Source organism: Ruegeria sp. (assembly GCF_040830605.1).
GTDB lineage: Bacteria > Pseudomonadota > Alphaproteobacteria > Rhodobacterales > Rhodobacteraceae > Ruegeria.
In genome coordinates this window covers 731,416-752,836 of sequence record NZ_JBFOMD010000001.1, presented here as the reverse complement: position 1 = coordinate 752,836, position 21,421 = coordinate 731,416, and the positions used below count along the sequence as shown (strand labels likewise).

The 21,421-nt window shown below is 63.1% G+C and carries 27 protein-coding genes; 17 read left to right on the top strand and 10 right to left on the bottom strand.

Translation table 11 applies throughout. The features are described 5' to 3' along the window. On the bottom strand, positions 1-720 hold a 720-nt coding region (locus tag AB3N21_RS03670; protein ID WP_367933913.1), incomplete at its 3' end, for an alpha/beta fold hydrolase. 216 nt (positions 721-936) lie between these two features. Here AB3N21_RS03670 and thrS point away from each other — a divergent pair. From thrS to AB3N21_RS03645, 5 genes are all read left to right on the top strand, one after another. After that, entirely contained in the window at positions 937-2,907 is a 1,971-nt protein-coding gene (thrS, locus tag AB3N21_RS03665) for a threonine--tRNA ligase (RefSeq protein ID WP_367933912.1), read from the top strand. Between the two features lie 221 nt (positions 2,908-3,128). Further along, on the top strand, positions 3,129-3,431 hold the full coding sequence (locus AB3N21_RS03660; RefSeq protein ID WP_171178459.1) for a DUF2282 domain-containing protein: 303 nt from the start codon (positions 3,129-3,131) through the stop codon (positions 3,429-3,431). A 75-nt stretch (positions 3,432-3,506) separates the two neighbouring features. Beyond that, positions 3,507-4,364, top strand: a complete 858-nt coding sequence (locus tag AB3N21_RS03655) for a DUF692 family multinuclear iron-containing protein (protein WP_367933911.1) — start codon at positions 3,507-3,509, stop codon at positions 4,362-4,364. Beyond that, positions 4,361-5,116: a putative DNA-binding domain-containing protein gene (locus AB3N21_RS03650; RefSeq protein WP_367933910.1), complete on the top strand. Its 756-nt coding sequence runs from the start codon at positions 4,361-4,363 to the stop codon at positions 5,114-5,116. The genes AB3N21_RS03655 and AB3N21_RS03650 overlap by 4 nt, the downstream gene beginning before the upstream one ends. Positions 5,117-5,120: 4 nt before the next feature. After that, entirely contained in the window at positions 5,121-5,684 is a 564-nt protein-coding gene (locus tag AB3N21_RS03645) for a DoxX family protein (protein ID WP_171178466.1), read from the top strand. Positions 5,685-5,739: 55 nt separating this feature from the next. Here AB3N21_RS03645 and AB3N21_RS03640 read toward each other — a convergent pair whose 3' ends face one another. Together AB3N21_RS03640 and AB3N21_RS03635 are read right to left on the bottom strand one after the other, a co-directional pair. After that, positions 5,740-6,108, bottom strand: coding sequence for a hypothetical protein (locus AB3N21_RS03640; protein ID WP_367933909.1), 369 nt, complete (start codon positions 6,106-6,108; stop codon positions 5,740-5,742). 41 nt (positions 6,109-6,149) lie between these two features. Further along, a complete protein-coding gene (locus tag AB3N21_RS03635) occupies positions 6,150-6,467 on the bottom strand; it encodes an ArsC/Spx/MgsR family protein (protein ID WP_367933908.1) in 318 nt (105 codons plus the stop codon). Between the two features lie 218 nt (positions 6,468-6,685). Between AB3N21_RS03635 and AB3N21_RS03630 the strand changes: the two genes are divergently transcribed. After that, on the top strand, positions 6,686-6,892 hold the full coding sequence (locus tag AB3N21_RS03630; protein ID WP_171178471.1) for a cold-shock protein: 207 nt from the start codon (positions 6,686-6,688) through the stop codon (positions 6,890-6,892). Positions 6,893-7,012: 120 nt separating this feature from the next. Here the strand turns inward: AB3N21_RS03630 and thyX are convergent, their stop codons facing one another. Further along, positions 7,013-7,924, bottom strand: a complete 912-nt coding sequence (gene thyX, locus AB3N21_RS03625; RefSeq protein WP_367933907.1) for an FAD-dependent thymidylate synthase — start codon at positions 7,922-7,924, stop codon at positions 7,013-7,015. A gap of 195 nt (positions 7,925-8,119) precedes the next feature. Between thyX and AB3N21_RS03620 the strand changes: the two genes are divergently transcribed. From AB3N21_RS03620 to AB3N21_RS03610, 3 genes are read left to right on the top strand one after another with little or no spacing between them, the layout of a single operon-like run. Further along, positions 8,120-8,548, top strand: coding sequence for a VOC family protein (locus AB3N21_RS03620; RefSeq protein ID WP_171178474.1), 429 nt, complete (start codon positions 8,120-8,122; stop codon positions 8,546-8,548). Then, positions 8,545-9,246: a DUF1194 domain-containing protein gene (locus AB3N21_RS03615; RefSeq protein WP_367933906.1), complete on the top strand. Its 702-nt coding sequence runs from the start codon at positions 8,545-8,547 to the stop codon at positions 9,244-9,246. Before AB3N21_RS03620 ends, AB3N21_RS03615 begins: the two co-directional genes overlap by 4 nt. Next, positions 9,243-9,971, top strand: a complete 729-nt coding sequence (locus AB3N21_RS03610) for a DUF1194 domain-containing protein (RefSeq protein WP_367933905.1) — start codon at positions 9,243-9,245, stop codon at positions 9,969-9,971. The genes AB3N21_RS03615 and AB3N21_RS03610 overlap by 4 nt, the downstream gene beginning before the upstream one ends. Here AB3N21_RS03610 and AB3N21_RS03605 read toward each other — a convergent pair. The 3 genes from AB3N21_RS03605 to AB3N21_RS03595 form a co-directional block, all read right to left on the bottom strand. Continuing rightward, complete coding sequence (locus tag AB3N21_RS03605) at positions 9,965-10,459, bottom strand: MarR family winged helix-turn-helix transcriptional regulator (protein ID WP_171178480.1); 495 nt, start codon at positions 10,457-10,459, stop codon at positions 9,965-9,967. The genes AB3N21_RS03610 and AB3N21_RS03605 overlap by 7 nt on opposite strands. 77 nt (positions 10,460-10,536) lie before the next feature. Continuing rightward, positions 10,537-10,794 carry a succinate dehydrogenase assembly factor 2 gene (locus AB3N21_RS03600; protein WP_367933904.1) on the bottom strand — a complete coding sequence of 86 codons (258 nt, stop codon included), beginning with the start codon at positions 10,792-10,794 and terminating at the stop codon, positions 10,537-10,539. Then, positions 10,791-11,183: a helix-turn-helix transcriptional regulator gene (locus AB3N21_RS03595; protein WP_171178519.1), complete on the bottom strand. Its 393-nt coding sequence runs from the start codon at positions 11,181-11,183 to the stop codon at positions 10,791-10,793. The genes AB3N21_RS03600 and AB3N21_RS03595 overlap by 4 nt, the downstream gene beginning before the upstream one ends. Positions 11,184-11,275: 92 nt before the next feature. Between AB3N21_RS03595 and AB3N21_RS03590 the strand changes: the two genes are divergently transcribed. The 3 genes from AB3N21_RS03590 (at position 11,276) to AB3N21_RS03580 (ending at position 14,358) form a co-directional block, all read left to right on the top strand. Further along, on the top strand, positions 11,276-12,478 hold the full coding sequence (locus AB3N21_RS03590; protein WP_367933903.1) for a pyridoxal phosphate-dependent aminotransferase: 1,203 nt from the start codon (positions 11,276-11,278) through the stop codon (positions 12,476-12,478). Between the two features lie 12 nt (positions 12,479-12,490). Further along, on the top strand, positions 12,491-12,904 hold the full coding sequence (locus AB3N21_RS03585) for a hypothetical protein (RefSeq protein ID WP_367933902.1): 414 nt from the start codon (positions 12,491-12,493) through the stop codon (positions 12,902-12,904). Positions 12,905-12,984: 80 nt separating this feature from the next. Further along, positions 12,985-14,358, top strand: coding sequence for a dipeptidase (locus tag AB3N21_RS03580; RefSeq protein ID WP_367933901.1), 1,374 nt, complete (start codon positions 12,985-12,987; stop codon positions 14,356-14,358). 3 nt (positions 14,359-14,361) lie between these two features. On the opposite strand, the gene AB3N21_RS03575 is transcribed toward AB3N21_RS03580, so the two are convergent. Continuing rightward, a complete protein-coding gene (locus AB3N21_RS03575) occupies positions 14,362-15,726 on the bottom strand; it encodes an MATE family efflux transporter (RefSeq protein ID WP_367933900.1) in 1,365 nt (454 codons plus the stop codon). A gap of 103 nt (positions 15,727-15,829) precedes the next feature. Here AB3N21_RS03575 and AB3N21_RS03570 point away from each other — a divergent pair, with 103 nt between their 5' ends. The 3 genes from AB3N21_RS03570 (at position 15,830) to AB3N21_RS03560 (ending at position 17,457) form a co-directional block, all read left to right on the top strand. Continuing rightward, on the top strand, positions 15,830-16,468 hold the full coding sequence (locus tag AB3N21_RS03570) for a TIGR02453 family protein (RefSeq protein WP_367933899.1): 639 nt from the start codon (positions 15,830-15,832) through the stop codon (positions 16,466-16,468). A gap of 164 nt (positions 16,469-16,632) precedes the next feature. Then, positions 16,633-17,022, top strand: a complete 390-nt coding sequence (locus AB3N21_RS03565; protein ID WP_367933898.1) for a hypothetical protein — start codon at positions 16,633-16,635, stop codon at positions 17,020-17,022. Positions 17,023-17,052: 30 nt separating this feature from the next. Then, complete coding sequence (locus AB3N21_RS03560) at positions 17,053-17,457, top strand: VOC family protein (RefSeq protein ID WP_367933897.1); 405 nt, start codon at positions 17,053-17,055, stop codon at positions 17,455-17,457. Between the two features lie 75 nt (positions 17,458-17,532). On the opposite strand, the gene ppk2 is transcribed toward AB3N21_RS03560, so the two are convergent. After that, complete coding sequence (gene ppk2 / locus AB3N21_RS03555) at positions 17,533-18,462, bottom strand: polyphosphate kinase 2 (protein ID WP_367933896.1); 930 nt, start codon at positions 18,460-18,462, stop codon at positions 17,533-17,535. 169 nt (positions 18,463-18,631) lie between these two features. Between ppk2 and AB3N21_RS03550 the strand changes: the two genes are divergently transcribed. After that, a complete protein-coding gene (locus tag AB3N21_RS03550) occupies positions 18,632-19,510 on the top strand; it encodes an alpha/beta fold hydrolase (protein WP_367933895.1) in 879 nt (292 codons plus the stop codon). 91 nt (positions 19,511-19,601) lie between these two features. On the opposite strand, the gene AB3N21_RS03545 is transcribed toward AB3N21_RS03550, so the two are convergent. Beyond that, positions 19,602-20,210 carry a carboxymuconolactone decarboxylase family protein gene (locus AB3N21_RS03545; RefSeq protein WP_367933894.1) on the bottom strand — a complete coding sequence of 203 codons (609 nt, stop codon included), beginning with the start codon at positions 20,208-20,210 and terminating at the stop codon, positions 19,602-19,604. A gap of 262 nt (positions 20,211-20,472) precedes the next feature. Between AB3N21_RS03545 and AB3N21_RS03540 the strand changes: the two genes are divergently transcribed. Further along, complete coding sequence (locus AB3N21_RS03540) at positions 20,473-21,360, top strand: sulfotransferase domain-containing protein (protein WP_367933893.1); 888 nt, start codon at positions 20,473-20,475, stop codon at positions 21,358-21,360. The last annotated feature ends 61 nt before the right edge of the window (positions 21,361-21,421 follow it).

Here is a 21,421-nt window from a genome sequence, read left to right as displayed (position 1 = left end):
CTGTTCGATCAGGCCGAGGCAGGGCCCGTCGGAAAAGCGGTGGTCGGCATCCTTGACCAGGAGCAGGCGCATGTCGTCGCAGGTGGCATGGTCCACCAGCCGCAGGGCGGTTTCGGTCGAGACGGCGGTATCGGCGGTACCTTGCAGGCAGCGCACGGGGAACGGCAGGTTCAACGACTGCCGCAGGACCAGCCGCCGCCGCCCGTCCTCGATCATCCGCTTGGTGACGATATAGGGCTCCATGTAGTCCGAGGGCAGTTCCACGTGGCCCACCTCTTCCAGTGCCGCCTTCTGGTCGTCGCTGAATGAGGCCCAATAGCCATCCTCGGTGAAATCCGGCGCGGCAGCGATGGTGACCACGCCGGCGATCCGGTCCGGCACCGCGCGTGCCAGCAACAGCGCCTGCCAACCGCCCATGGAGGACCCCACGACGATCAGCGGCCCCTCGGTCAGGGCCGAGACAGCGGCCACGGTATCCTCATGCCAGTCGCCGATACAGCCCTCTGCAAAAGTGCCCGAACTCTCGCCATGCCCGGAATAGTCGAACCGCAGATAGCCCTGCCCGCGCGCCTGCGCCCAGGCTTCCAGATGCACCGCCTTGGTGCCCTCCATATCCGACTTGAGCCCGCCCAGAAAAACGATGGTGGGCCCTGCCCCCTCACTCCGGTGATAGGCCAGCCGCCGCCCTTGCGGCGTCTCCAGAAAATCCGTCGCTGCCATGAAATCCTCTTTGCTTTTCCAGCATCATGCACGCCCCGCCCCCAAGTGCAATTCCCCCCATCCTTGCTTCATCTTTTCCAAAATACTCCGGGGAGCGCGAGGGGCTGGCCCCTCGCTCCGCCCCTTGACACGCGCGCACCCTCCTGCCACATGGGCCGGACATCATAACCCGCAACCGGGCGTTCAGTGGGCGCCAAACCGACGAGGAGTGCCGATATGGCCACCGCGCTACAAACAGACTCACAATCCGTCTCCCTTACCTTTCCCGATGGCAATGCACGATCCTATGACGCGGGCGTAACCCCTGCGCAGGTGGCATCCGACATCTCGACCTCGCTGGCGAAAAAGGCCATCTCGGCCACGGTCAACGGCCAGCACTGGGACCTGCAATGGCGCATCGAAGCCGACGCCGATATCGCCATCCACACCATGAAGGACGAGGCGCAGGCCAATGAGCTGATCCGTCACGATCTGGCCCATATCATGGCGCGCGCGGTGCAGGAGATCTGGCCAGATACCCAGGTCACAATTGGCCCCGTCATCGAAAACGGTTGGTACTACGATTTCGACCGGGCCGAGCCGTTCACGCCCGAAGACCTCGGGCTGATCGAAAAGAAGATGAAGGAAATCATCAACAAGCGCGAGCCCGTGACCACCGAGGTCTGGGACCGGAGCCGCGCGGTCGATTTCTACACCGAGAACAACGAGCCCTACAAGGTCGAGCTGATCGACGCCATTCCCGGCGACGAGCCGCTGCGCATGTATTGGCATGGCGACTGGCAGGATCTGTGCCGCGGCCCGCACCTGCAGCATACCGGTCAGGTGCCGGGCGACGCGTTCAAGCTGATGTCCATCGCGGGCGCCTATTGGCGCGGCGACAGCAACCGCCCGATGCTGCAGCGTATCTATGGCTGTGCCTTTACCGGCAAGGAAAAGCTCAAGGCGCATCTGCACATGCTGGAAGAGGCCGCCAAGCGCGACCACCGCAAGCTGGGCAAGGAAATGAACCTGTTCCACATGCAGGAAGAGGCCCCCGGCCAGGTGTTCTGGCATCCCAATGGCTGGACCATCTACACCACGCTGCAGGACTACATGCGCCGCAAACAGCGGGCCGCCGGCTACAAGGAGGTCAATACGCCTCAGGTGGTGGACCGCAAGCTGTGGGAGGCCTCGGGCCACTGGGACAAGTATCAGGAGCATATGTTCATCGTCGAAGTGGACGAGGAGCACGCGCGCGAAAAGGCAATCAACGCGCTCAAGCCGATGAACTGCCCCTGCCATGTGCAGGTGTTCAATCAGGGGCTCAAAAGCTATCGCGAGCTGCCGCTGCGGCTGGCTGAGTTCGGCTCGTGCTCGCGCTATGAACCCTCGGGCGCGCTGCACGGGATCATGCGGGTGCGCGGGTTCACGCAGGATGATGGTCACATCTTCTGCACCGAGGACCAGATCGAGGCTGAATGCGCGGCGTTCCTGGAATACCTCTCGTCGGTCTACAAGGATCTCGGGTTCGAGAAATTCGAGATCATGTTCGCCACCCGCCCGGAAAAGCGCGTGGGGTCCGAGGAAAGCTGGGATCACGTGGAAAGCGCGCTGGAAAAGGCGATCAAGGCCACCGGGCATTCCTATACGCTCGATCCCGGCGAAGGTGCGTTTTATGGCCCCAAGCTGGATTTCAAGCTGACCGACGCCATTGGTCGGGAATGGCAGTGCGGCACCTTCCAGGTGGACCCGAACCTGCCGGAACGGCTGGGCGCGACCTATATCGGCGAGGATGGCGCCAAGCACCGTCCCTACATGCTGCACCGGGCCTGCCTGGGCTCGTTCGAGCGGTTCATTGGCATCCTGATCGAGAACCATGCGGGCAAGCTGCCGTTCTGGCTGGCACCGCGTCAGGTGGTCGTCGCCTCGATCACGTCTGAGGCGGATGACTATGTGCAGGAGGTCGTCAAAACCCTGCGCGCCGCCGGTATCCGGGTCGAGGCCGACATCCGCAACGAAAAGATCAACTACAAGGTCCGCGAGCATTCGGTGGGCAAGGTGCCGGTGATTCTGGCCGTCGGCCACCGCGAGGTTGAAGAGCGCACCGTCAGCGTCCGCCGCCTGGGCGAAAAGCAGACCAGCGTGCAGCCGCTGGCGGATGTAACAAAAGAGCTGGCCCGGGCCGCGACCCCGCCCGATCTGCTGTAACATTCGGCGGAAATTTACCTGCAATCCGGCCCCAAACCGTGGGCCGGATTGTAACATTTCAATATTTTCACTTGAAAAACAGTTTGTTAACCAGGCCCGGGCCATGACAAAGCCTGACGGGCTTGTGAGACACGGGCTCGTGAATTCAACTGCGGCGTCCAAGTCGCTACCTTTGAGTTCGTAAGCAACAGACATACGCAGTCATCAAGAGGATTTCCGAGATGTCGAATACCGCAAAAACCCTGGTCATCGCCAGTGCCGTCGCAGCAGCCATGACCGGCGCCGCCACCACCGCAAGCGCACAGGCCAAAGAAAAGTGCTATGGCGTGTCGCTGGCCGGTCAGAACGACTGCGCCGCCGGCCCCGGCACCACCTGCGCGGGCACCTCGACCGTCGATTATCAGGGCAACGCCTGGACCCTGGTGGATGCAGGCACTTGCGAATCCATCGAACTTCCGGCTCAGGCAGACGGCACGGACCGCAAGGGCTCGCTCGAGGCGCTGGAACGCGACCTGCCGGCATAATCCGGACGTAAATGACCGGGGGCGGGCCTGTTGGATGGCCTGCCCCCAATTTCATTTTCCGCAGGAGACAGGGTGATGTTGGATAGCGCGAACAGGTCGAACCGCCTGCCCGCAGCGCCGGGCGTCGGCTACAAGCCCCAGCATTTTGCCCAGATCCTCGACGCGGCCGCCCCGGTGGAATGGCTGGAAATTCACGCCGAAAACTACATGGGCGATGGGGGCCGCCCGCTGGCGCAGCTGCGCCACCTTTCCGAACAGTTTCCGATCTCGGTCCATGGCGTTGGCCTGTCCATTGGCGGCGAAGGCCCGCTGGACCCCGATCATCTGGCCCGGCTGAAGCATCTGGTAGGCTGGCTCGATCCGGCCAGCTTTTCCGAGCATCTGGCCTGGTCCACTCATGACAGCCATTTCCTGAACGACCTGCTGCCCCTGCCTTATACCGACGCCACGCTGAACCGCGTGTGCGAACATATCGATCAGGTGCAGGAGGTGGTCGGGCGGCAGATGCTGCTGGAAAACCCGTCGAGCTATCTGGCCTTTGACGAAAGCACCTGGGCCGAGCCCGATTTCCTGCGCGAAATTGCGCGGCGCACCGGCTGTGGGCTGCTGCTGGATGTGAACAACGTCTTTGTCTCGGCCACCAATCTCGATTACTCGCCGCAAGGCTATATCGACGCCTATCCGCTTGAGAAGGTGGGGGAAATCCATCTGGGCGGGCATGACGAGGATGAGGACGACCACGGCCGTCCGCTGCTGATCGACAGCCATGGGCGCGAGGTTGTGGACCCGGTCTGGGCCCTGCTGGATTACGTGCTGGACCGCTCGGGCCCCAAGCCGGTCCTGATCGAATGGGACACGGATGTGCCGGACTGGCCGATCCTGCGCGACGAGGCGGTGCGCGCCCAGACCGCGCTGGAGCGTATCCCGGCATGAGCGTGTCGCAGGACATGTTCCGCAGCGCCCTTCTGGACGCCACACAGCCAGTGCCACAGGGCCTGAGCGATGCGTATGACCGCCCCGCCGGCCGCCGGTTCAGCGTCTACCGCAACAACGTCGCCGTCTCGCTGACCGAAGCGATGCATCAGGCGTTTCCGGTCATCACCAAGCTGCTGGGGCCGCAGAACATGGACGGGCTGTCCGGCATCTTCCTGCGCCAGCACCCGCCCTCGTCGCCGCTGATGATGTTTTACGGCGACGCGTTTCCCGAGTTTCTGGCGGGCATGGAGCAATTGGCCCATCTGGGGTATCTTCCGGATGTGGCGCGGCTGGAACTGGCACTGCGCCGGTCCTACCATGCGGCCGACAGCGCTCCGATCGCGCCCGATGCGCTGGCCATCGACCCCGAGGAGCTGATGGGCGCTCGGTTGGGATTTGCCCCGGCGATGGAGATCTTGCGTTCCCCCTGGCCGGTCTATGCGATCTGGCGCTTCAACACCGAGGAGGGTGCGCCGAAACCGCAGGCCGGGGCTCAGGACGTTCTGATCACCCGGGCCGAGTTCGATCCCGCCCCCCATCTGCTGCCCGCAGGCGGGGCCGACTGGATCGACGCCCTGCGCGCCGGACAGACCATCGGCGAAGCCCATGAAACCGCGCTCGCCAAAGTTCCGGATTTCGATCTGGGCGCCACGCTGGCCCTGCTCTTGCAGGGCAACGCCATCACTTCACTCACCACCAACAAAGGATGAGGCCATGCACGCACTAGTCTCGATTCACAACAAAATCTTCGATCTTGTCGAAAAGGCCGGGGACTGGTTGCTGCCGCTATTCGCGCGTTTCACCTTTGCAGCGGTTCTGCTGATCTACTACTGGAATTCCGGGAAGACCAAGCTCGGCGAAGGGATCTTGGGCATTTTCAACCCTTCGATCGGCGCCTATTCGCAGATCTTCCCGAAACAGCTTGAAGCCGTGGGTTATGACACCTCGCAGTTTGGCCTGTTTCACTGGGCGGTCGTGATGGCGGGCACCTATGCCGAGTTCATCCTGCCGCTGCTGATCGTGATCGGGCTGGCCACCCGTCTGGCGGCGCTGGGGATGATCGGCTTTGTGGTGGTGCAGTCGCTGACCGACGTTTACGGGCATGGCGCCACCGATCTGGCAACGCTGGGCGCGTGGTTCGACAATCAGGCCAGCGGCGTGATCATGGATCAGCGGCTGTTCTGGGTGTTCCTGCTGACCTTCATCGTGGTCAAGGGGGCCGGGGTTCTGTCGGTGGATGCGCTGTTGCGGCGCCGGGCGGAACCGGCGATGGCCTGACCTCAACCCCCGTGAATGTGTTGGACACCGGCCTGCAAGGGCCGGTGTTTTTGATTCAGAAATGCGCCTTGGGTTCATCCGGCTTACCCGCCGCGATGGCCAGCACCCCGGCAACACCGGCAAACGCGACCGGGAACATGGTGAAGACATTGAAGCCGAAGGCATAATACATCCCCGCCGCCGACGCGAGCAGCAGGAGACCGCCCCACAGCGCCCTCGCCCGTGCCATGGCGCCCCCGGCGATGGCCAGCATCGGCGCCACAATCGACATCACCTGTATCAGATCCGCATTCTCGACCTGTTCGGCGATGCCCTCGATCTCACCGAAATGCTCGATGGCCTCGATATAGCCGAAGCCGAAAAATCCGACGATCATTCCGATCAGACCGGCGATCACCCCCAGTACCAATGCCGCGTTGCGCATACTCTTTCTCCGTTACCGTGAGAGTGCAGATAAGGGCGCGATCAGCCGGCGCCAAGGGCTGTGCGCGTTTCCTCGTTCCACCCAAGGTAGAGCTCTCCGTCCCGTTCGATCAGCGGGCGCTTCATCAGGGCCGGGTGGTCGGCCAGCAGGTCGGCCGGGGCGCGGGTACGCTCGGTCTCGTCCAATCCGCGCCATGTCGTTGAGCGGGTGTTGAGCAAGGTCTCGCCGAACCGCGTCAAGGCCCGCGCCATCACATCTTGTGGCAATCCGTCCGAGCGCACGTCGACAAACTGCGCGTCCGGCAATAATTTCAGCGCCTTACGGCAGGTGTCGCAGGATTTCAGGCCAAAAAGCCGCATGGATTATCCCTCTCCCATTTTGCTCATTTTGTGGACAATGCGCGATATCCCACCGCCTTGTCCTTGATTTTTTGCTTTAGCGTGTAATTGTGAGGCAGGCGAAACCTGCGCTTGAAACCGGTCCGGGACCAATACCTGTCCGCCTTTGGGAGTTGGCATCGTCATTTACTACCCCACAAATCCTGTGGGCCACGTGCAAGTAGAAGGAGACACGGGACATGCCAACCGGCACCGTGAAATGGTTCAATACGACCAAGGGTTATGGTTTTATTGCGCCCGACGAAGGTGGCAAAGATGTGTTTGTTCATATCTCGGCCGTAGAGCGTTCCGGACTGACCGGGCTCGCCGACAACCAGAAGGTTTCCTATGAACTTCAGGATGGACGCGACGGCCGCCAGATGGCCGGAGAATTGAAACCTTTGTAATTCGTTTTCCGTATTCACGACGGGACTATCCAAAAAAGGTCGGCGGCCTGGGCTTGGCCGTTGACCGTTTCGCTGGCGTGATCCCCCTGTCCGGCCGCATTGCAGCCCGGAGGGTCGCGCTCAGCCTTCCCGAATGACCGCCTCGAACTCACGCCATTCCCGTGCCGAAAGGCCCGAGTTTTCCTGTGTCACATCCTCACCCTTGAGCATCCGGCGCAGGATTTCGACCATCTGCGCCGACAGGTTGACCGCGCCCAGCCGGTAATCCTCGAACGCCCGGTAGGCGAAGGGCACCCAGTCGGCAACGATGGCGCACATCGCTTCGGCATAGACGCGAATCTCGTATTGCGCATGAGCATCGGCGCGCAGCCGCAGGAAGTGGAACAGGTTGTGCAGGTCCACCTTCCAGTACCATTGGGTGTAGACATTGGCGGGCAGGTTCATCCGCGCCAGTTCCCGTGCCAGCCCCTGCTGGCCATCCTGGCTGATCATCGCCTCGTAATTGTCGTAACAGCGGGCGCTGTCGGCCTTGAGCATCTCCAGCACGCGCGCGGCCTCGGCCCCCTCCAGCGCGGAACCGCGGCCCTGATTGTTGATCTCGGACTGCGCGGCGACATGTTCGGGCGCAGGGATATAGAATTCGCGGTCGAGGATCGAATAGCGGGCGGAGTATTCGTTCACGTTGGCGGTGCGGTGGCGGATCCACTGGCGGGCCACGAAAACCGGCAGTTTCACATGCAGCTTGATCTCGCACATCTCGAACGGGGTCGAGTGCCAGTGGCGCATGAGGTAGCGGATCAGCCCCTCGTCATTCTGCACCGATTTGGTGCCCTTGCCGTAGGACACCCGCGCCGCCTGACAGATCGCGGCATCGTCGCCCATATAGTCGATCACCCGGACAAAGCCGTGATCCAGCACCGGATGGGCGGTATAAAGATGATCCTCCATCCCCGGGGCGACCACGCGGCGTGTCTGCTGCGATTGCGCGCGCTGCGCCTCGATCTCGGCCAGTTGCTCAGGCGAAAGCGGCATGGGGGCTCCTTTCCGGAAATGAGTCGGGTACCACTATATCTCTGCAAAACGGGAACCGGAACCGCGACATAAGGTATTGATGCAGATTATCTGGGGTCGCGTGCCCTGCCCCGGTTTCCGGGCCTGCGCCCCTCGACACCGGCGCGGGGCGCGCTAAGCTTCGTGCCAGCGAAATACCACGAAGGATGGCACAAGATGGCGCTGAAATACCTGCACACCATGGTCCGCGTGAAGGATCTGGAGAAATCCATGGCTTTCTATGAGTTGCTGGGGCTGAAAGAGACCCGGCGTTATGAAAGCGAACAGGGCCGGTTCACGCTGGTGTTCCTGGCGCCCCCGGGGCAGGAAGAGGCGCCCATCGAGCTGACCTATAACTGGGATGGCGATGACGAGCTGCCCAGCGACAGCCGCCATTTCGGGCATCTCGCCTATGGGGTCGATGACATCTACGCGACGTGCCAGCACCTGCAGGACAATGGAGTGACCATCAACCGGCCGCCGCGCGACGGGCGGATGGCCTTTGTGCGCTCGCCGGACAATGTCTCGGTCGAGTTGCTGCAGAATGGCGAGGCGCTGGCCCCGGCCGAGCCCTGGTCCAGCATGGAAAGCACAGGCCACTGGTGATCCGGGGGCTAATAGCCCTGACGCTGGCCCTGGCGGCCGGCCCGGCCGGGGCGGCCCAGTGTCGCCTGGCCCTGGCTTTGGCCATGGATGTGTCAAGCTCGGTCGACGCCGCCGAGCACGATCTGCAGCGCGGCGGGATGGCCGCCGCGCTGATCGCGCCCGAGGTCGAACGGGCGTTTTTTGCCTCGCCCATGCCGGTGGCGCTGGCGGTGTACGAATGGAGCGGGCGGTTCAATCAGGAAGTTCTCGTGGACTGGCAGCTGATCCGCAGCCCGGCGGATCTCTATGCGGCCTCGGCGGTTGTTGCCCGCGCACCCCGGTCACAGACCGAGTCGCCCACCGCGCTGGGGCATGCGCTGGCCTATGGCTCGCAACTGTTGCGCCGCGCGCCTCCGTGCCTTGCCCGGACCATTGATGTGGCGGGCGACGGTGAGAATAATGACGGCTATGCGCCGCATCTGGCCTATGCGCATTTTCCATTCGAGGGCGTCGTGGTGAACGGGCTGGTCATCAACGGTGCCGATTTCGAGGCCGAGACCGGGCTGATCCCGTTTTACCGCTCCGAAGTGTTGCGCGGCCCCGGCGCGTTTCTGGAAATCGCGCAGGGGTTCGAGGATTACGAGCGCGCGATGCGGCGCAAGCTGGAGCGGGAGCTGTCCAATATGGTGATTGGCGCGGTGGACAGGGACCGGAAATGATCCGGGCCCTCGCCCTGTTGTGCTGCCTTCTTGCCTCACCGCTTTCGGCGCAGTGCCGGCAGGCGCTGGCGCTGGGGCTGGACGTGTCGGGCTCGGTCGACAGTACCGAATACCGTTTGCAGATCGGCGGGCTGGCCAATGCCCTGCGTCATCCCGATGTGGAGCGGGCGCTGCTGGGCACACCTGGGGTGCCGGTGCGGCTGGCGGTTTTTGAATGGAGCGAGCCGGGCTATCACCGTCTGCTGCTGGACTGGACCGAGATACGCGACGCCGCGACCCTTGCCGGAATCGCGGCGGATCTGGGGGCCACTGCGCGGCAACCGGCGCCGAACGGCACCGCAGTCGGGGCGGCGATGCTCTATGGCGCCGATCTGCTGGCGCGGCAATCGGGGTGCTGGAAGCGCACGCTGGATCTGTCGGGGGACGGGAAACACAACATGGGTCCGCATCCGCGCGACATCCGCAAGGTGCTGGAACCTTCGGGGGTCACCATCAACGGTCTGGTCATCGGCGCCGACGATCCGCATGGCGGCGACAAGCGCCAGATGCAGATCGGAGAGCTGTCGGCCTATTACAAGGCCTGGGTCATTCTGGGGCCGGATGCCTTTGTCGAAGTCGCCCTGGGGTTCGAGGATTACGAGGCCGCGATGGTTCGGAAACTGCGGCGCGAGTTGGAGGGGCTGGTGCTGTCCGCCCTGCCCGCCCCAGTCCCAAGCTCTCAATAGATATAGCGGATCTGATCGGTCCAGTAGCGTTCGACCCGGCGCAAGGCGCTGGTGATCTCTTCGATGCCCTCAGCCCCCAGCACGCCCTTGGCCTGCAACCCCTCGGCGTGGCGCGAGAACAGGTCGGCGACGATATCGCGGATTTCACGCCCCCGCTGGGTCAGCCGCACCCGGACCGAGCGGCGGTCAATCTCGCAGCGCTGGTGGTGCATGTACCCCATCTCGACCAGCTTCTTGAGGTTGTAGCTGACATTGCTGCCCTGATAGTAGCCGCGGCTTTTCAACTCGCCCGCCGTCACCTCGTTATCGCCGATATTGAACAGCAGCAGGGCCTGCACCGCGTTGATCTCCAACTCGCCCACCCGCTCGAACTCATCCTTGATGACGTCCAGCAGCAACCGGTGCAGCCGCTCGACCAGGGCCAGCGACTCCAGATAACTGGTCATGAACCCCTTGTTGCCGGTGGCAATCTGCGTCTCGATACTCATCCAACTCTCCGACTCGCTCGTGCTTTAAGCACACGATGCGGGGAAATGCCGAAGAATCGGTTAAATCCAAATCTGTCTTATTTTTGAAACGTTTGCGCGATATCGGAAATCAGGGCGCCATAGGCGTCGGGCACGTCGGCCTGCCCGGTGACCCATTGATAGAGGTCCTGATCGTTCTCGTGCAGCAGCGAGTCGTAAAGGTCGAGCCCCGCCGCATCCATCCCGTCGAGGTTCCGGTCGGCATAGGCGGACAGGATCAGATCCATCTCTTTGATACCGCGCCGCATCGAGCGCATCTTCATCCGCTTGATCCGGTGTTCGCGCGGTTCGCTCAATGGTCGGCTCCGACCAGTTGGCGCAGGCGCTTTTCCAGCCGCGCCGCGCGCTCGGCGGTGGTGCGCATCTCGCCCCGGATCGCGCGCAGTTCGGCCGCCATGGCAGCCAGATCGGCGTCGCCCTCATCGATATCCGCCGGAGCGTCCATGCCCTCGCCCTCGCCGGTCAGCAACCACATGATCGAGACGTTGAGCATGCCCGCCATCATCGAAAGCCGGTTGGCGCGCGGTTCGGACAGGTCCTGTTCCCATGCCGCTACGGTGGACTTTTTGACCCCCAGCCTGCGCGCCATCTCGGACTGGGACATTCCCGCCGCCTCACGCGCGCCCGCCACCCGGTCGCCGAAGGTCGCCGCATCGGGACCGTACCAGTCGTTGTCATCGCTCATCGGGGTGCCCTCATCCGTCATTTCATACAGCTTGATCGTCATTCGGGCGCACCCTATGACAGACGGGCTGAACATACAAACCGAGGCCGCCCATGAGTTTCCTGTCTGCGACACTGTCGCGCGTCAAACCCTCGCCCACCATTGCGATGACGGCCAAAGCCGCTGAGCTGAAAGCCGCCGGTCGCGATGTGATCGGCCTGAGCGCGGGCGAGCCGGATTTCGACACGCCGCAGAATATCAAGGATGCGGCGGTGGCGGCGATTGCGGCGGGCAAGACCAAGTACACGGCTCCGGACGGTATCCCAGAGCTGAAACAGGCGGTCTGCGCCAAGATGCAACGCGATCATGGCCTGGAATACACGCCCGCGCAGGTCTCCGTCGGAACCGGCGGCAAGCAGACGCTCTACAACGCGCTGATGGCGACGCTGAACGAGGGCGACGAGGTGGTCATACCCGCGCCCTACTGGGTCAGCTACCCGGACATGGTGCTGTTGGCGGGTGGCACGCCGGTGATCACGGAAACCTCGATCCAGACCAATTTCAAGCTGACCGCGGATCAGCTTGAGGCGGCGATCACGCCCAAGACCAAATGGCTCATCTTCAACTCGCCGTCAAACCCCACCGGGGCTGGCTACAGCCGGGAGGAGTTGAAAGAACTGACCGACGTCCTGTTGCGCCACAGCCATGTCTGGGTAATGACCGACGACATGTATGAACACCTGGCCTATGACGGGTTCGCGTTCTGCACCCCTGCGCAGGTGGAACCGCAGCTTTATGAGCGCACGCTCACTTGCAACGGTGTCTCCAAGGCTTACGCGATGACCGGCTGGCGCATCGGCTATGCCGCCGGTCCTATCGAAGTGATCGCGGCGATGCGCAAGATCCAGTCGCAGAGCACCTCGAACCCCTGCTCGATCAGCCAGTGGGCGGCGGTCGAGGCGCTGAACGGCACGCAGGAGTTCCTTGCGCCCAACAACGAGATTTTCGTGCGGCGGCGCGATCTTGTGGTGAAGATGCTGAATGAGATCGATGGGATCAGCTGCCCCACACCCGAGGGCGCGTTCTATGTCTATCCCTCGATCGCCGGTCTGATCGGCAAGACCACGCCCGCAGGCACGGTCATCGACAGTGACGAGGCATTCGCCACCGCCCTATTGGAGGAGGCCGATGTCGCGGTGGTGTTCGGGGCCGCTTTCGGGCTGTCGCCGAATTTCCGGGTCAGCTATGCCACCTCGGATGAGGCGCTGAAAGAGGCCTGCACGCGCATTCAGCGGTTTTGCGCGTCGCTGGTGTGACGAGGGGATACGATGACCGCAGAGTTGCCACGCTACTATTTCCGGGTTCGCGACAACGGCGCCTTTGTGTTCCGTGTCGAAACGGAAAACCGCCAACGCCGGATCGAGATGGACCAGATTGCGGTGGTCAATATCCGCAACGGGGATATCAAACCGCATGGCGGGCGCACGCTGTCGCCCGAGGACAAAGACGAGATCGCGCGCTGGATGGCAGAGCGGACCGAACTGCTGGCACAGCGCGATATCGACGACATTTACCGCGCGGTGGATTACCTCAACACCACCGCCCACTGGGCGCAGTCCAAGGCCACCGATGCCCAGCTTGACGAGGTGACGGACGCCCTGTTGCTGGCGATGCATGATTTGCGCTCGGTGCTGGTGCGCAAGAAGTCCGACCGGCTGATGGGCAAGGTCGGCAAGGACTGACCCCGACAGCTTGTCTGGCTGACCGTTTCAGCGCACTGTGCCCCCGTATCCGGCAGGATATGAGAGCGACGGAGGGCGGTATGAGCGGCTGGCAGGATTATCTGGACCAACACCAATCCCGGTTCGAGGCGGAGTTGCTTGAGTTTGTCCGCATCCCCTCGGTCTCGGCCATGCCCGGGCACATGCAGGATGTTAAGCGAGCGGCAGACTGGGTGGCGGACCGGTTGCGCGGAGCGGGGATGGAGCATGTCGCGGTGCTGCCCACGACGGGGCATCCTGCGGTCTATGGCGACTGGCTGCATGCCGGGCCGGACAAGCCCACGGTGCTGATCTACGGCCATTTCGACGTGCAACCCGCCGATCCGTTCGAGCTGTGGGACAGCCCGCCGTTTCAGCCCGAAATCCGGCAGGGCTGTGTGTTTGGCCGGGGGGCCTCGGACGACAAGGGCGGCATGTTCATCCCGATCCTGTCGGTCGAGGCGCTGTTGCAGGCGGGCGGGCAGCTGCCGGTCAACGTCAAGTTCATCTTCGAAGGGCAGGAAGAGATCGGCTCGCCCGACATGCCCCCGTTCATCGCCGCCCAGTGCGAACGTCTCGCCTGCGACATGATCTTTTCCGCCGACGGGCTGCAATGGAGCGCGGATGAGGCGCAGCTGATCATGGGCCTCAAGGGGCTGGTGGGGGTCGAGGTGATCGTGGAGGGGCCTGCCGCAGATCAGCATTCGGGCCTGCATGGCGGCGGGATCAACAACCCGCTGATGGCGCTCAGCCAAGTGCTGGCCTCGATGAAGGATGCGCAGTCGGGGCGCATCACTATCGACGGGTTTTACGACGACGTGGTGGACCTGACCGTCGAGGACAAGGAACAGATCGCGCGCGTGCCGTTTGACGAGGCCGCCTATTGCGCCAGACTGGGCGTGCCGGAGGCGTTCGGAGAGGAAGGCTATACCATCCGCGAGCGGATATGGGGGCGACCGACGCTGGAGTTGAACGGGCTGACCGGCGGCTATCAGGGCGATGGCAGCAAGACGGTCCTGCCCGCCCGCGCCAGCGCCAAGATCACCTGCCGTCTGGTTGCGAACCAGAAACCCGAACGGATTACCGAGTTGATCCGCGCCCATGTCGAGCGCCATCTGCCCCCCGGCGTCACCGCCCGCATCGAGCATCTGGCGGGCGATGCCGACCCGTTCCTGGTTCCGCGTGGCCACAATGCGACGCAGGCAGCCGGAGAGGTGCTGCGCGAGGTCTATGGCGAGGCGCCCTATGTCACCCGTGTCGGCGGCTCGATCCCGATCATGACGCTGTTTCTGCGCGAGTTGGGCGTGCACGGGGTGATGTTCAGCTTCAGCGTCGGCGACGAGAACCTGCACGCGCCGAACGAGTTCTTTCGGCTGGCCAATTTCCGGCGCGGGCAGACGGCCTATTGCCGGTTGCTGGAGACGCTGGGCGGCTGAGACCTACTCGGCGGCGACGCCGATCTCCTTGACCGAACGCATCCAGAACCGCGCCATCAGCATGACAGCGGCGCAGGCCAGCCCCAGAACCAGCCCCATCCAGACGCCGATGCCGTCCATGTGCTGAACGAAGCCAAAGTAATACGAGGCCGGGATACCCACGACCCAATAGCTGAGCGCGGCCATGATCATGGGAACCTTGGCATCCTGCAGGCCCCGCAGCAGCCCCAATGCGATCACCTGCGCACCATCGACCAGTTGGAACAGTGCCGCCATCGCCAGCAGGCCAACTCCGATGGCCAGAATATCCGGTCGCTGCGGATCGTCCGGCTCCATGAACAAAGAGATCAGCGGCTCGGCGCAGGTCAGGAACAGAATGATGGTCAGGGCGGACATGATCAGCGACATCAGCGTCACGGCAACGGCCCCCCGTTCCAGATGGTTGCGATCCTGCCGGCCAAAGGCGTTGCCGGCCCGCACGGTGGCTGCGTTCGACAGGCCCAGATGCACCATGAACGTGGCCGAGGCCAGGTTGAGCGCGATCCCGTGCGCCGCCAGCGGCACCTGCCCCAGCCACCCCATCATGAAGGCGGATGTGGCAAACAGGCTGACCTCGGCGAGGGTGGTCAGCCCAATCGGAACGCCCAGTTTCCAGACGCGCGCAAACATCTCCCAGTCGGGGCGCCAGAACCGCTGGAACAGGTTGTGTTCGGGCAGCACTTTGACCGCGTAAACAATGACGGCAATCAGCGACACAAGTTGTGTCACGACCGAAGCGATCGCGGCGCCGACCACGCCCAGTTCCGGCGCGCCCCAGTTGCCGAAGATCAGCGCATAATTGGTCACAGCGTTGACGACCGCGGCTACCACCGTGATCCAAAGCACGATCTGCGTGCGCTCCAGCGCGGCCAGATAGGATTTCAGCACCATCACCAAAAGCGCCGGGAACAGCCCCCAGCCCGCAACCCGCAGGTAAACCGCCGCCGTCTGGGCCACCTCGGGCTCCTGCTTCAATGCGATCAGGATCGGATAGGACCACCAGAGCAAGGGCATCATCACCGCGGCATAGAGCAGTGACAGCCAAAGGCCCATCCGGGTTGCGCGGCGGATGCTGGTCTCATCCTCTTCGGCGGCTGCCGCCGCGACCATCGGCATCACCGCCCAGCCGAACCCGGCGCCGAACAGGAACAGGACAAAGTAATAGCTGTTGGCCAGCGTCACCGCCGCCAGCGCCTCGACCCCGTACCAGCCCAGCATGACGGTATCGGTCAGCCCGATGGCGTACTGCGCCAGATGCCCGCCGATCAGTGGCAGGCCCAGCACGGAAATCGCCCGGAAATGGCCGCGATATGTCATGACTTGGGACATGCCGTCACGCTTATCAGCCCGCAGGGATTCCACAAGAGCCCCGATAAGATATTTCAAACCGAGACTTCACTGATAGACTGCGCCGACCAACAGGAGGCCGCTCATGTCCGATCCGTTCGCATCGCTCATCCCCGAAGCCCGCGCCTATCTGGCCGAGCTTGCCGCCAATAACAGTCGCGACTGGTTCAACGATCACAAGGCGCGGTACGAGGCCGAGTTGAAGGGACCGGCCACGCTGTTGCTGGAGCAGTTCGCGGCCCAGATTGGGGGCGCCGGGACCAAGCTGTTCCGCCCGCACCGGGACGTGCGGTTCTCCAAGGACAAGACGCCGTATAACACTCATCTGCACATGCTCTGGACCCTGCCCGGCGGGGGCCGCCAGGCGCCCGGGTTCTTCTTCGGCGTCGCGCCGGATTACGTCAGCATCGGCGGCGGTGTGATGGGGTTCGACAAGGCGGTCGTGACCGATTGGCGCAACGCGATGGACGGCCCGCTGGGCGCTGAATTGGAGCAGGTGCTGGATGGGCTGCGCGCGGACGGAATGCGGATCGGGGAGCCGGACCTGAAGCGCGTTCCGGCGCCGTTTGACAAGGACCATCCGCGCGGCGAGCTGTTGCGGCGCAAGGCCTTGACGGTCTGGCGCGACCTGCCCGAGGGTGACTTCTCCTCCCCGCTGGCGGCGCTGAGCGGGACTTATCAAAAACTTCTTCCGCTTTACGACAAGCTGCGGGAGTTTCTTTAGTGCCCAGCCGCTGAGTGGCCAGAGCGGATTTTCTACAAAAGGCCCCGACAAAGGGCCGCGCTCTCGGTTCCGGGCCGGCAGGTCAGTGGATGGCCGCAGCGGCGCATACTCTCACGCGGATCTGCGCACGGTATGCTTAAGTGTCCGGACCCGGGAGGATGACCGTGGAAACGATACTGCTTCTTATCGATGCCGGAATAAATCTCGGCCTTGGTCTTGTTCTCATGCCGTTTCCGCTGTGGCTCATCCGTGCCCTCGGGCTGCCCGAGGCTGTGCCCGCGTTTTACGCCAGGATATTGGGTGCCGTTCTGTTTGGCATCGGCCTCGCCCTGCTGTTCGAAGCCTATCCCGGGCTGACGGGCGCGGGCGGCCTGTCCCTGCCCGGCGCGGTTGCCATCAACCTTTGCGGCGCCACGATGCTTGCGCTGACGCTCTTGTTTGCCAGGCCCGAGATGCCATTGCGCGGGCGCCTGATACTATGGGCATTGGTCTGCGTGCTTGTGGGCCTCAGTCTGGTCGAGATATGGATTTTGTCGAATGCAGCACCCCTTTGAGCCATACCCAACTGTCACAAAGGAGCCATCATGGAGTTTCACAAAGGCCGGTTGGTTGATCACATCCATCTTCGGGTCAGGGACCTGCAAATCAGCCAAAGGTTCTACGAAGGCGTTCTGAAATCGCTGGGCCGGGACCTGACGCTGGTGACCGAAGAGTTCTTCATTGCCGATGAGCTGTTCGTCTCACAGTCCGGGGAAACGCCCAGCCGCATTCACCTTGCCTTTCAGGCAGAGGATCAGGACCAGGTCCACGCCTTTCACCGGGCCGCCCTTGCACATGGCGGCACCGATAACGGAGGGCCGGGGGAACGCCCCTACCATCCGGGCTATTTCGCGGCCTACGCGCTTGATCCGGACGGCAACAATATCGAGGCCGTCTATCATGGCCCCGCCGAGCGTTCGGCGGTGAGTGTCGTTCTCACCGTCACCTGAAACAGTGCCGCTCTACGGCTCTGCCCCGGCGCGGGAAAGACGCGCCGAGGCGCCGGTCCGGCACAGGACCTGCTACTACTTAACCCTTGCCTCGGGATGCAGTGCGGTGCCGAGGATATGTTCCGAGCGATGGATCACGTGATGCGCCTGCCCGACGATCAGCGGATCGGGCTCGCCCACCAAATCCATGTCCTTGTCGGGATAATCGACCGTCGACAGGAAATGCCGCATGCAATTCAGGCGCGCACGTTTCTTGTCGTTCGACTTGACGATGGTCCAGGGCGCGTCGGCGGTGTCGGTGTAAAAGAACATCGCCTCTTTCGCCTCGGTATAGTCGTCCCATTTGTCGAGGCTCGCCTTGTCGATCGGCGACAGCTTCCACTGTTTCAACGGGTCGGTCTCACGCGATTTGAACCGGCGGAGCTGTTCATCCCGGGTGACCGAGAACCAGTATTTATAAAGCCTGACGCCAGAGCGCACCAGCATCCGCTCAAGTTCGGGCGTCTGGCGCATGAATTCCAGGTATTCATTGGGCGTGCAAAAGCCCATCACCCGCTCGACACCGGCACGGTTATACCAGGAGCGGTCGTAGAACACCATTTCGCCCAGGGTCGGCAGTTCCTGCACATAGCGCTGGTAATACCATTGCCCCTTCTCCTCCCAAGTGGGCTTGTTCAGCGCCACCACCCGGGCCTGACGGGGGTTCAGGTGTTCCATGAAGCGCTTGATGGTGCCGCCCTTGCCGGCGGCGTCGCGCCCCTCGAAGAGCATCACAAAGCGCTCACCGGTTTCCTGCGCCCAGTGCTGCACCTTGAGCAGCTCGGCCTGCAGTTTCGCCTTTTCCTTCTCATACTCCTTTCGGGCCATCTTGACCTTGTAGGGGTATTTTCCGCTTTCAAAGGCATCGCGGACTTTGTCCGCCGTAGGCTCGGCAGCGTGTGGTGGCGTGGTGTCGGCGCCATTAGGTTTCACTTTTTTCGCGTCGGTCCGGGTGACTGTCTCCATGCGTTCCTTCTCCTGTTCTGGATGTCGCGCATGGGCTAGCAGAACGGATCTCGGCACGCGTTGATCCGTGTCAACAAAATGTCGCATAACGGTGGACCTGACGTGACGTTCCGGCGTGTCTGGACCGGCGCCCGCCACCGGGGCAGAGTGGGCAGCGGGAGGACGCGCCATGATCACCGGAACCGCCACGCTGAACGGCCATGACTTCTTTCTGCGCCGCTGGGGAGATCCGGCGCTGCCGCCGTTGCTGATGCTGCATGGCTTTCCGGAATATGGCGGTGCCTGGTCCGATCTGGCGCCGCATCTCGCGCATCGCTTCCACTGCGTCGCCCCCGATCAGCGCGGATACGGGCAAAGCTGGGCGCCCGAGGGGGTCAGAAACTATACGGCGTCCGAACTGGTGCGCGACATGGCCACGCTGATCGGGCAACTGGACGCGCCGCTGACGGTGCTGGGCCATGACTGGGGCGCGGCGGTGGCTTATGGGCTGGCCATGTTCCAGCCGCATCTGGTGTCCCGCCTGATCATCGCCAACGGCGTGCACCCGGTTCCGTTCCAGCGCGCCCTGGCCGCCGGAGGGGCGCAGACACGGGCCTCGCAGTATATCGGCTATCTGCGCGATCCCGAGGCGGCGGCGCGCTTGTCCGCGAACAATTTTGAAAAGCTCGAGAAATTCTTCCGTCACGACTTGGGGCAGGATTGGATGTCGCCGCAGCGACTGGAGGACTACCGGACCGAATGGGCCCGTCCGGGGCGCCTGGACACCATGCTGAACTGGTACCGCGCCTCACCGCTGATACTCGCCAGCCCCGGCAAGCCGCGCACCGACATGCCCGAACTGCCGCGCGACAGGCTACGTGTGCCCTGCTCGCATCTGCTGATCTGGGGTCCCGAAGACAAAGCGCTGCTGCCCGAGGCCACCGAGGGGCTGGAAGAGTTCGCGCCCGACCTCACCCGCGTCACCATTCCCGGCACCGACCACTGGTTGCACCACCAGAAACCGCGGGAGGTGGCCCAAGCCATCCTGGATTGGACGTCGGATACCTGATCCGACCTCTCTCCTTAAACGCTGACTTCACCCCTTCTTCTGTTCACAAATATCCCGGGGAGCGCGAGGGGCTGGCCCCTCGCTCCTGCCGCTACCGATGTCCCCAATCGTCCGGGTTCTCCGAGTTGTTCGGAGACAACCCCAGCACATCCCCCTCGGTCGAACACCCCAGCCCCAACACCGTCCGGTTGGCATAGGAAAAATAGGCACAGACCTGATTGATCTCGAGGATTTCGCCGTCATCCCATCCGGCCTGCCGCAGCGCCTGCACATCCGCCTCGACCATCGCCGCCGGATCCTCGGTCAGCTTGCGGGCATAGCTCATGGCCGCGACCTGCGCGGGCTCCAGCGGGGCCAGATCCGGCTGCCGCGCCTCGATGGCGGCCCGGATCGCATCACCTCGCGCCTCGTCCTCAAGCAACCGCTGCACGCCCTGAAAGTGATGCTCGACACAATAGGCGCAGCCGTTCAGCGAACTGACCCAGACCCCCAGCACCTCGAGGAACCACTTCGGGATGCGGTTCCCGGTGTGATGCAGGACGTTCTTGTAGAGCGCCATGTGGCCTTCCATCGAATGCGGGCGCAGGGAATGCGCCATCATGATGTTGTCCACATTGTTGCCGGGCCCGGTCACCCGCTCATACAGCTTCCTCAGCTTGCCTGTGGCGTCCTCGAACGGCACCGTCCTGATCCAGCTCATGCAGCCCCCTCCCTTTCTGTCTGCCCTGCATCAGCCGCAGCTTAGAGAGGTTCGGGACCGGCTTCGAGGCACAATCGACGGCCCCGCTTCAATTCCGGGCACATCGTTGAATGGCGGGGCCGCGCACAACGCGGAACACTCCCTGGCCGGCCGCGAAAGACTGCAAAAAGCTGCTGCGGGCGGCGGCCAACCAGTCTTTTCTGTTGCGTTTCCCCCGTACCGGACCTTTCCTGACCAGGACCCGCGCACAGGAGACGTCAGATTGACCGTCCGCAAACTCTACCTTGGCCCTCTGACGGATAACAGGCGTTGGGATTCGGTGGATATCCGGCCCGACGACGTCATTGTCGTCACGCCCCCCAAATGCGGAACCACCTGGATGCAGACCATCGTGGCGCTTCTGTTTTCCGGCGATCCCGAGGTCGAAACGGAGCTGTCCGTGAAAATGCCGTGGGTCGATATCCGCCTCCGTGAGATGCCCGAGGTGGCCGAGCGGCTGGCGGCAATGACCACCCGGCGCAGTATGAAAAGCCACACGCCGATGGACGGGCTGCCGCTGCATGACCGGGCGCATTATATCTGCGTGTTTCGCCACCCGCTCGATGCGCATTTCTCGTACCGCAAACACGTGCGCAACATCCCGATGTCATTTTTCGATACCTGGTATCCCGAGGACGATGCCGACGGCATCACCTTCCGCCGCTTTCTGGACGGCGGCGCCGAGGGGTTCGACGGCGATGCCATGCCCCTTGCGCATATCCTTCGGCACTATGAGGCCGCAACCGCCCTCGCAAACCGCCCCAATGTCTCGCTTTTCCACTATGCGGATATGACGCGCGATCTGGCGGGCACGTTTGACAAGCTGGCCGCTTTGCTCGGCATATCGCATCCTCCGCATGTTCTGGATCGGCTGGTACAGACGGCCACCTTCGACAACATGAAGGCGAGGGCCGAGCGCTATGCCCCGTCCGGCGGCAAGGGGTTCATGAAGTCCGACTCCGAGTTCTTCCATAGCGGCACCAGCGGCAAATGGGTGGGCAAGCTGACGGACAAGGAGCTGTCGGCATATGACGAAATCATGGACGCGCATCTGAGTCCAAAGGATCGGGCTTGGCTGGAGTTTGGATCTCAGGGACACTCGCCCGCCTGAGGCGCTGCCCAGCCCCCGGATTATCCACAACACCTCGCGTCCCCCTTCCCCCGAACCACAT

Bases quoted from the DNA above. Each gene is read 5' to 3' on its own strand.
- AB3N21_RS03610 (WP_367933905.1), top strand. From the start codon at position 9,243: ATGATCCGGGCCCTCGCCCTGTTGTGCTGCCTTCTTGCCTCACCGCTT.
- AB3N21_RS03590 (WP_367933903.1), top strand. From the start codon at position 11,276: ATGAGTTTCCTGTCTGCGACACTGTCGCGCGTCAAACCCTCGCCCACC.
- AB3N21_RS03650 (WP_367933910.1), top strand. From the start codon at position 4,361: ATGAGCGTGTCGCAGGACATGTTCCGCAGCGCCCTTCTGGACGCCACA.
- AB3N21_RS03570 (WP_367933899.1), top strand. From the start codon at position 15,830: ATGTCCGATCCGTTCGCATCGCTCATCCCCGAAGCCCGCGCCTATCTG.
- AB3N21_RS03575 (WP_367933900.1), bottom strand. From the start codon at position 15,726: ATGTCCCAAGTCATGACATATCGCGGCCATTTCCGGGCGATTTCCGTG.
- thrS (WP_367933912.1), top strand. From the start codon at position 937: ATGGCCACCGCGCTACAAACAGACTCACAATCCGTCTCCCTTACCTTT.
- AB3N21_RS03545 (WP_367933894.1), bottom strand. From the start codon at position 20,210: ATGAGCTGGATCAGGACGGTGCCGTTCGAGGACGCCACAGGCAAGCTG.
- AB3N21_RS03560 (WP_367933897.1), top strand. From the start codon at position 17,053: ATGGAGTTTCACAAAGGCCGGTTGGTTGATCACATCCATCTTCGGGTC.
- AB3N21_RS03640 (WP_367933909.1), bottom strand. From the start codon at position 6,108: ATGCGCAACGCGGCATTGGTACTGGGGGTGATCGCCGGTCTGATCGGA.
- AB3N21_RS03595 (WP_171178519.1), bottom strand. From the start codon at position 11,183: ATGAGCGATGACAACGACTGGTACGGTCCCGATGCGGCGACCTTCGGC.
- AB3N21_RS03655 (WP_367933911.1), top strand. From the start codon at position 3,507: ATGTTGGATAGCGCGAACAGGTCGAACCGCCTGCCCGCAGCGCCGGGC.
- AB3N21_RS03580 (WP_367933901.1), top strand. From the start codon at position 12,985: ATGAGCGGCTGGCAGGATTATCTGGACCAACACCAATCCCGGTTCGAG.
- AB3N21_RS03585 (WP_367933902.1), top strand. From the start codon at position 12,491: ATGACCGCAGAGTTGCCACGCTACTATTTCCGGGTTCGCGACAACGGC.
- AB3N21_RS03660 (WP_171178459.1), top strand. From the start codon at position 3,129: ATGTCGAATACCGCAAAAACCCTGGTCATCGCCAGTGCCGTCGCAGCA.
- thyX (WP_367933907.1), bottom strand. From the start codon at position 7,924: ATGCCGCTTTCGCCTGAGCAACTGGCCGAGATCGAGGCGCAGCGCGCG.
- AB3N21_RS03550 (WP_367933895.1), top strand. From the start codon at position 18,632: ATGATCACCGGAACCGCCACGCTGAACGGCCATGACTTCTTTCTGCGC.
- AB3N21_RS03645 (WP_171178466.1), top strand. From the start codon at position 5,121: ATGCACGCACTAGTCTCGATTCACAACAAAATCTTCGATCTTGTCGAA.
- AB3N21_RS03620 (WP_171178474.1), top strand. From the start codon at position 8,120: ATGGCGCTGAAATACCTGCACACCATGGTCCGCGTGAAGGATCTGGAG.
- AB3N21_RS03605 (WP_171178480.1), bottom strand. From the start codon at position 10,459: ATGAGTATCGAGACGCAGATTGCCACCGGCAACAAGGGGTTCATGACC.
- AB3N21_RS03635 (WP_367933908.1), bottom strand. From the start codon at position 6,467: ATGCGGCTTTTTGGCCTGAAATCCTGCGACACCTGCCGTAAGGCGCTG.
- AB3N21_RS03630 (WP_171178471.1), top strand. From the start codon at position 6,686: ATGCCAACCGGCACCGTGAAATGGTTCAATACGACCAAGGGTTATGGT.
- ppk2 (WP_367933896.1), bottom strand. From the start codon at position 18,462: ATGGAGACAGTCACCCGGACCGACGCGAAAAAAGTGAAACCTAATGGC.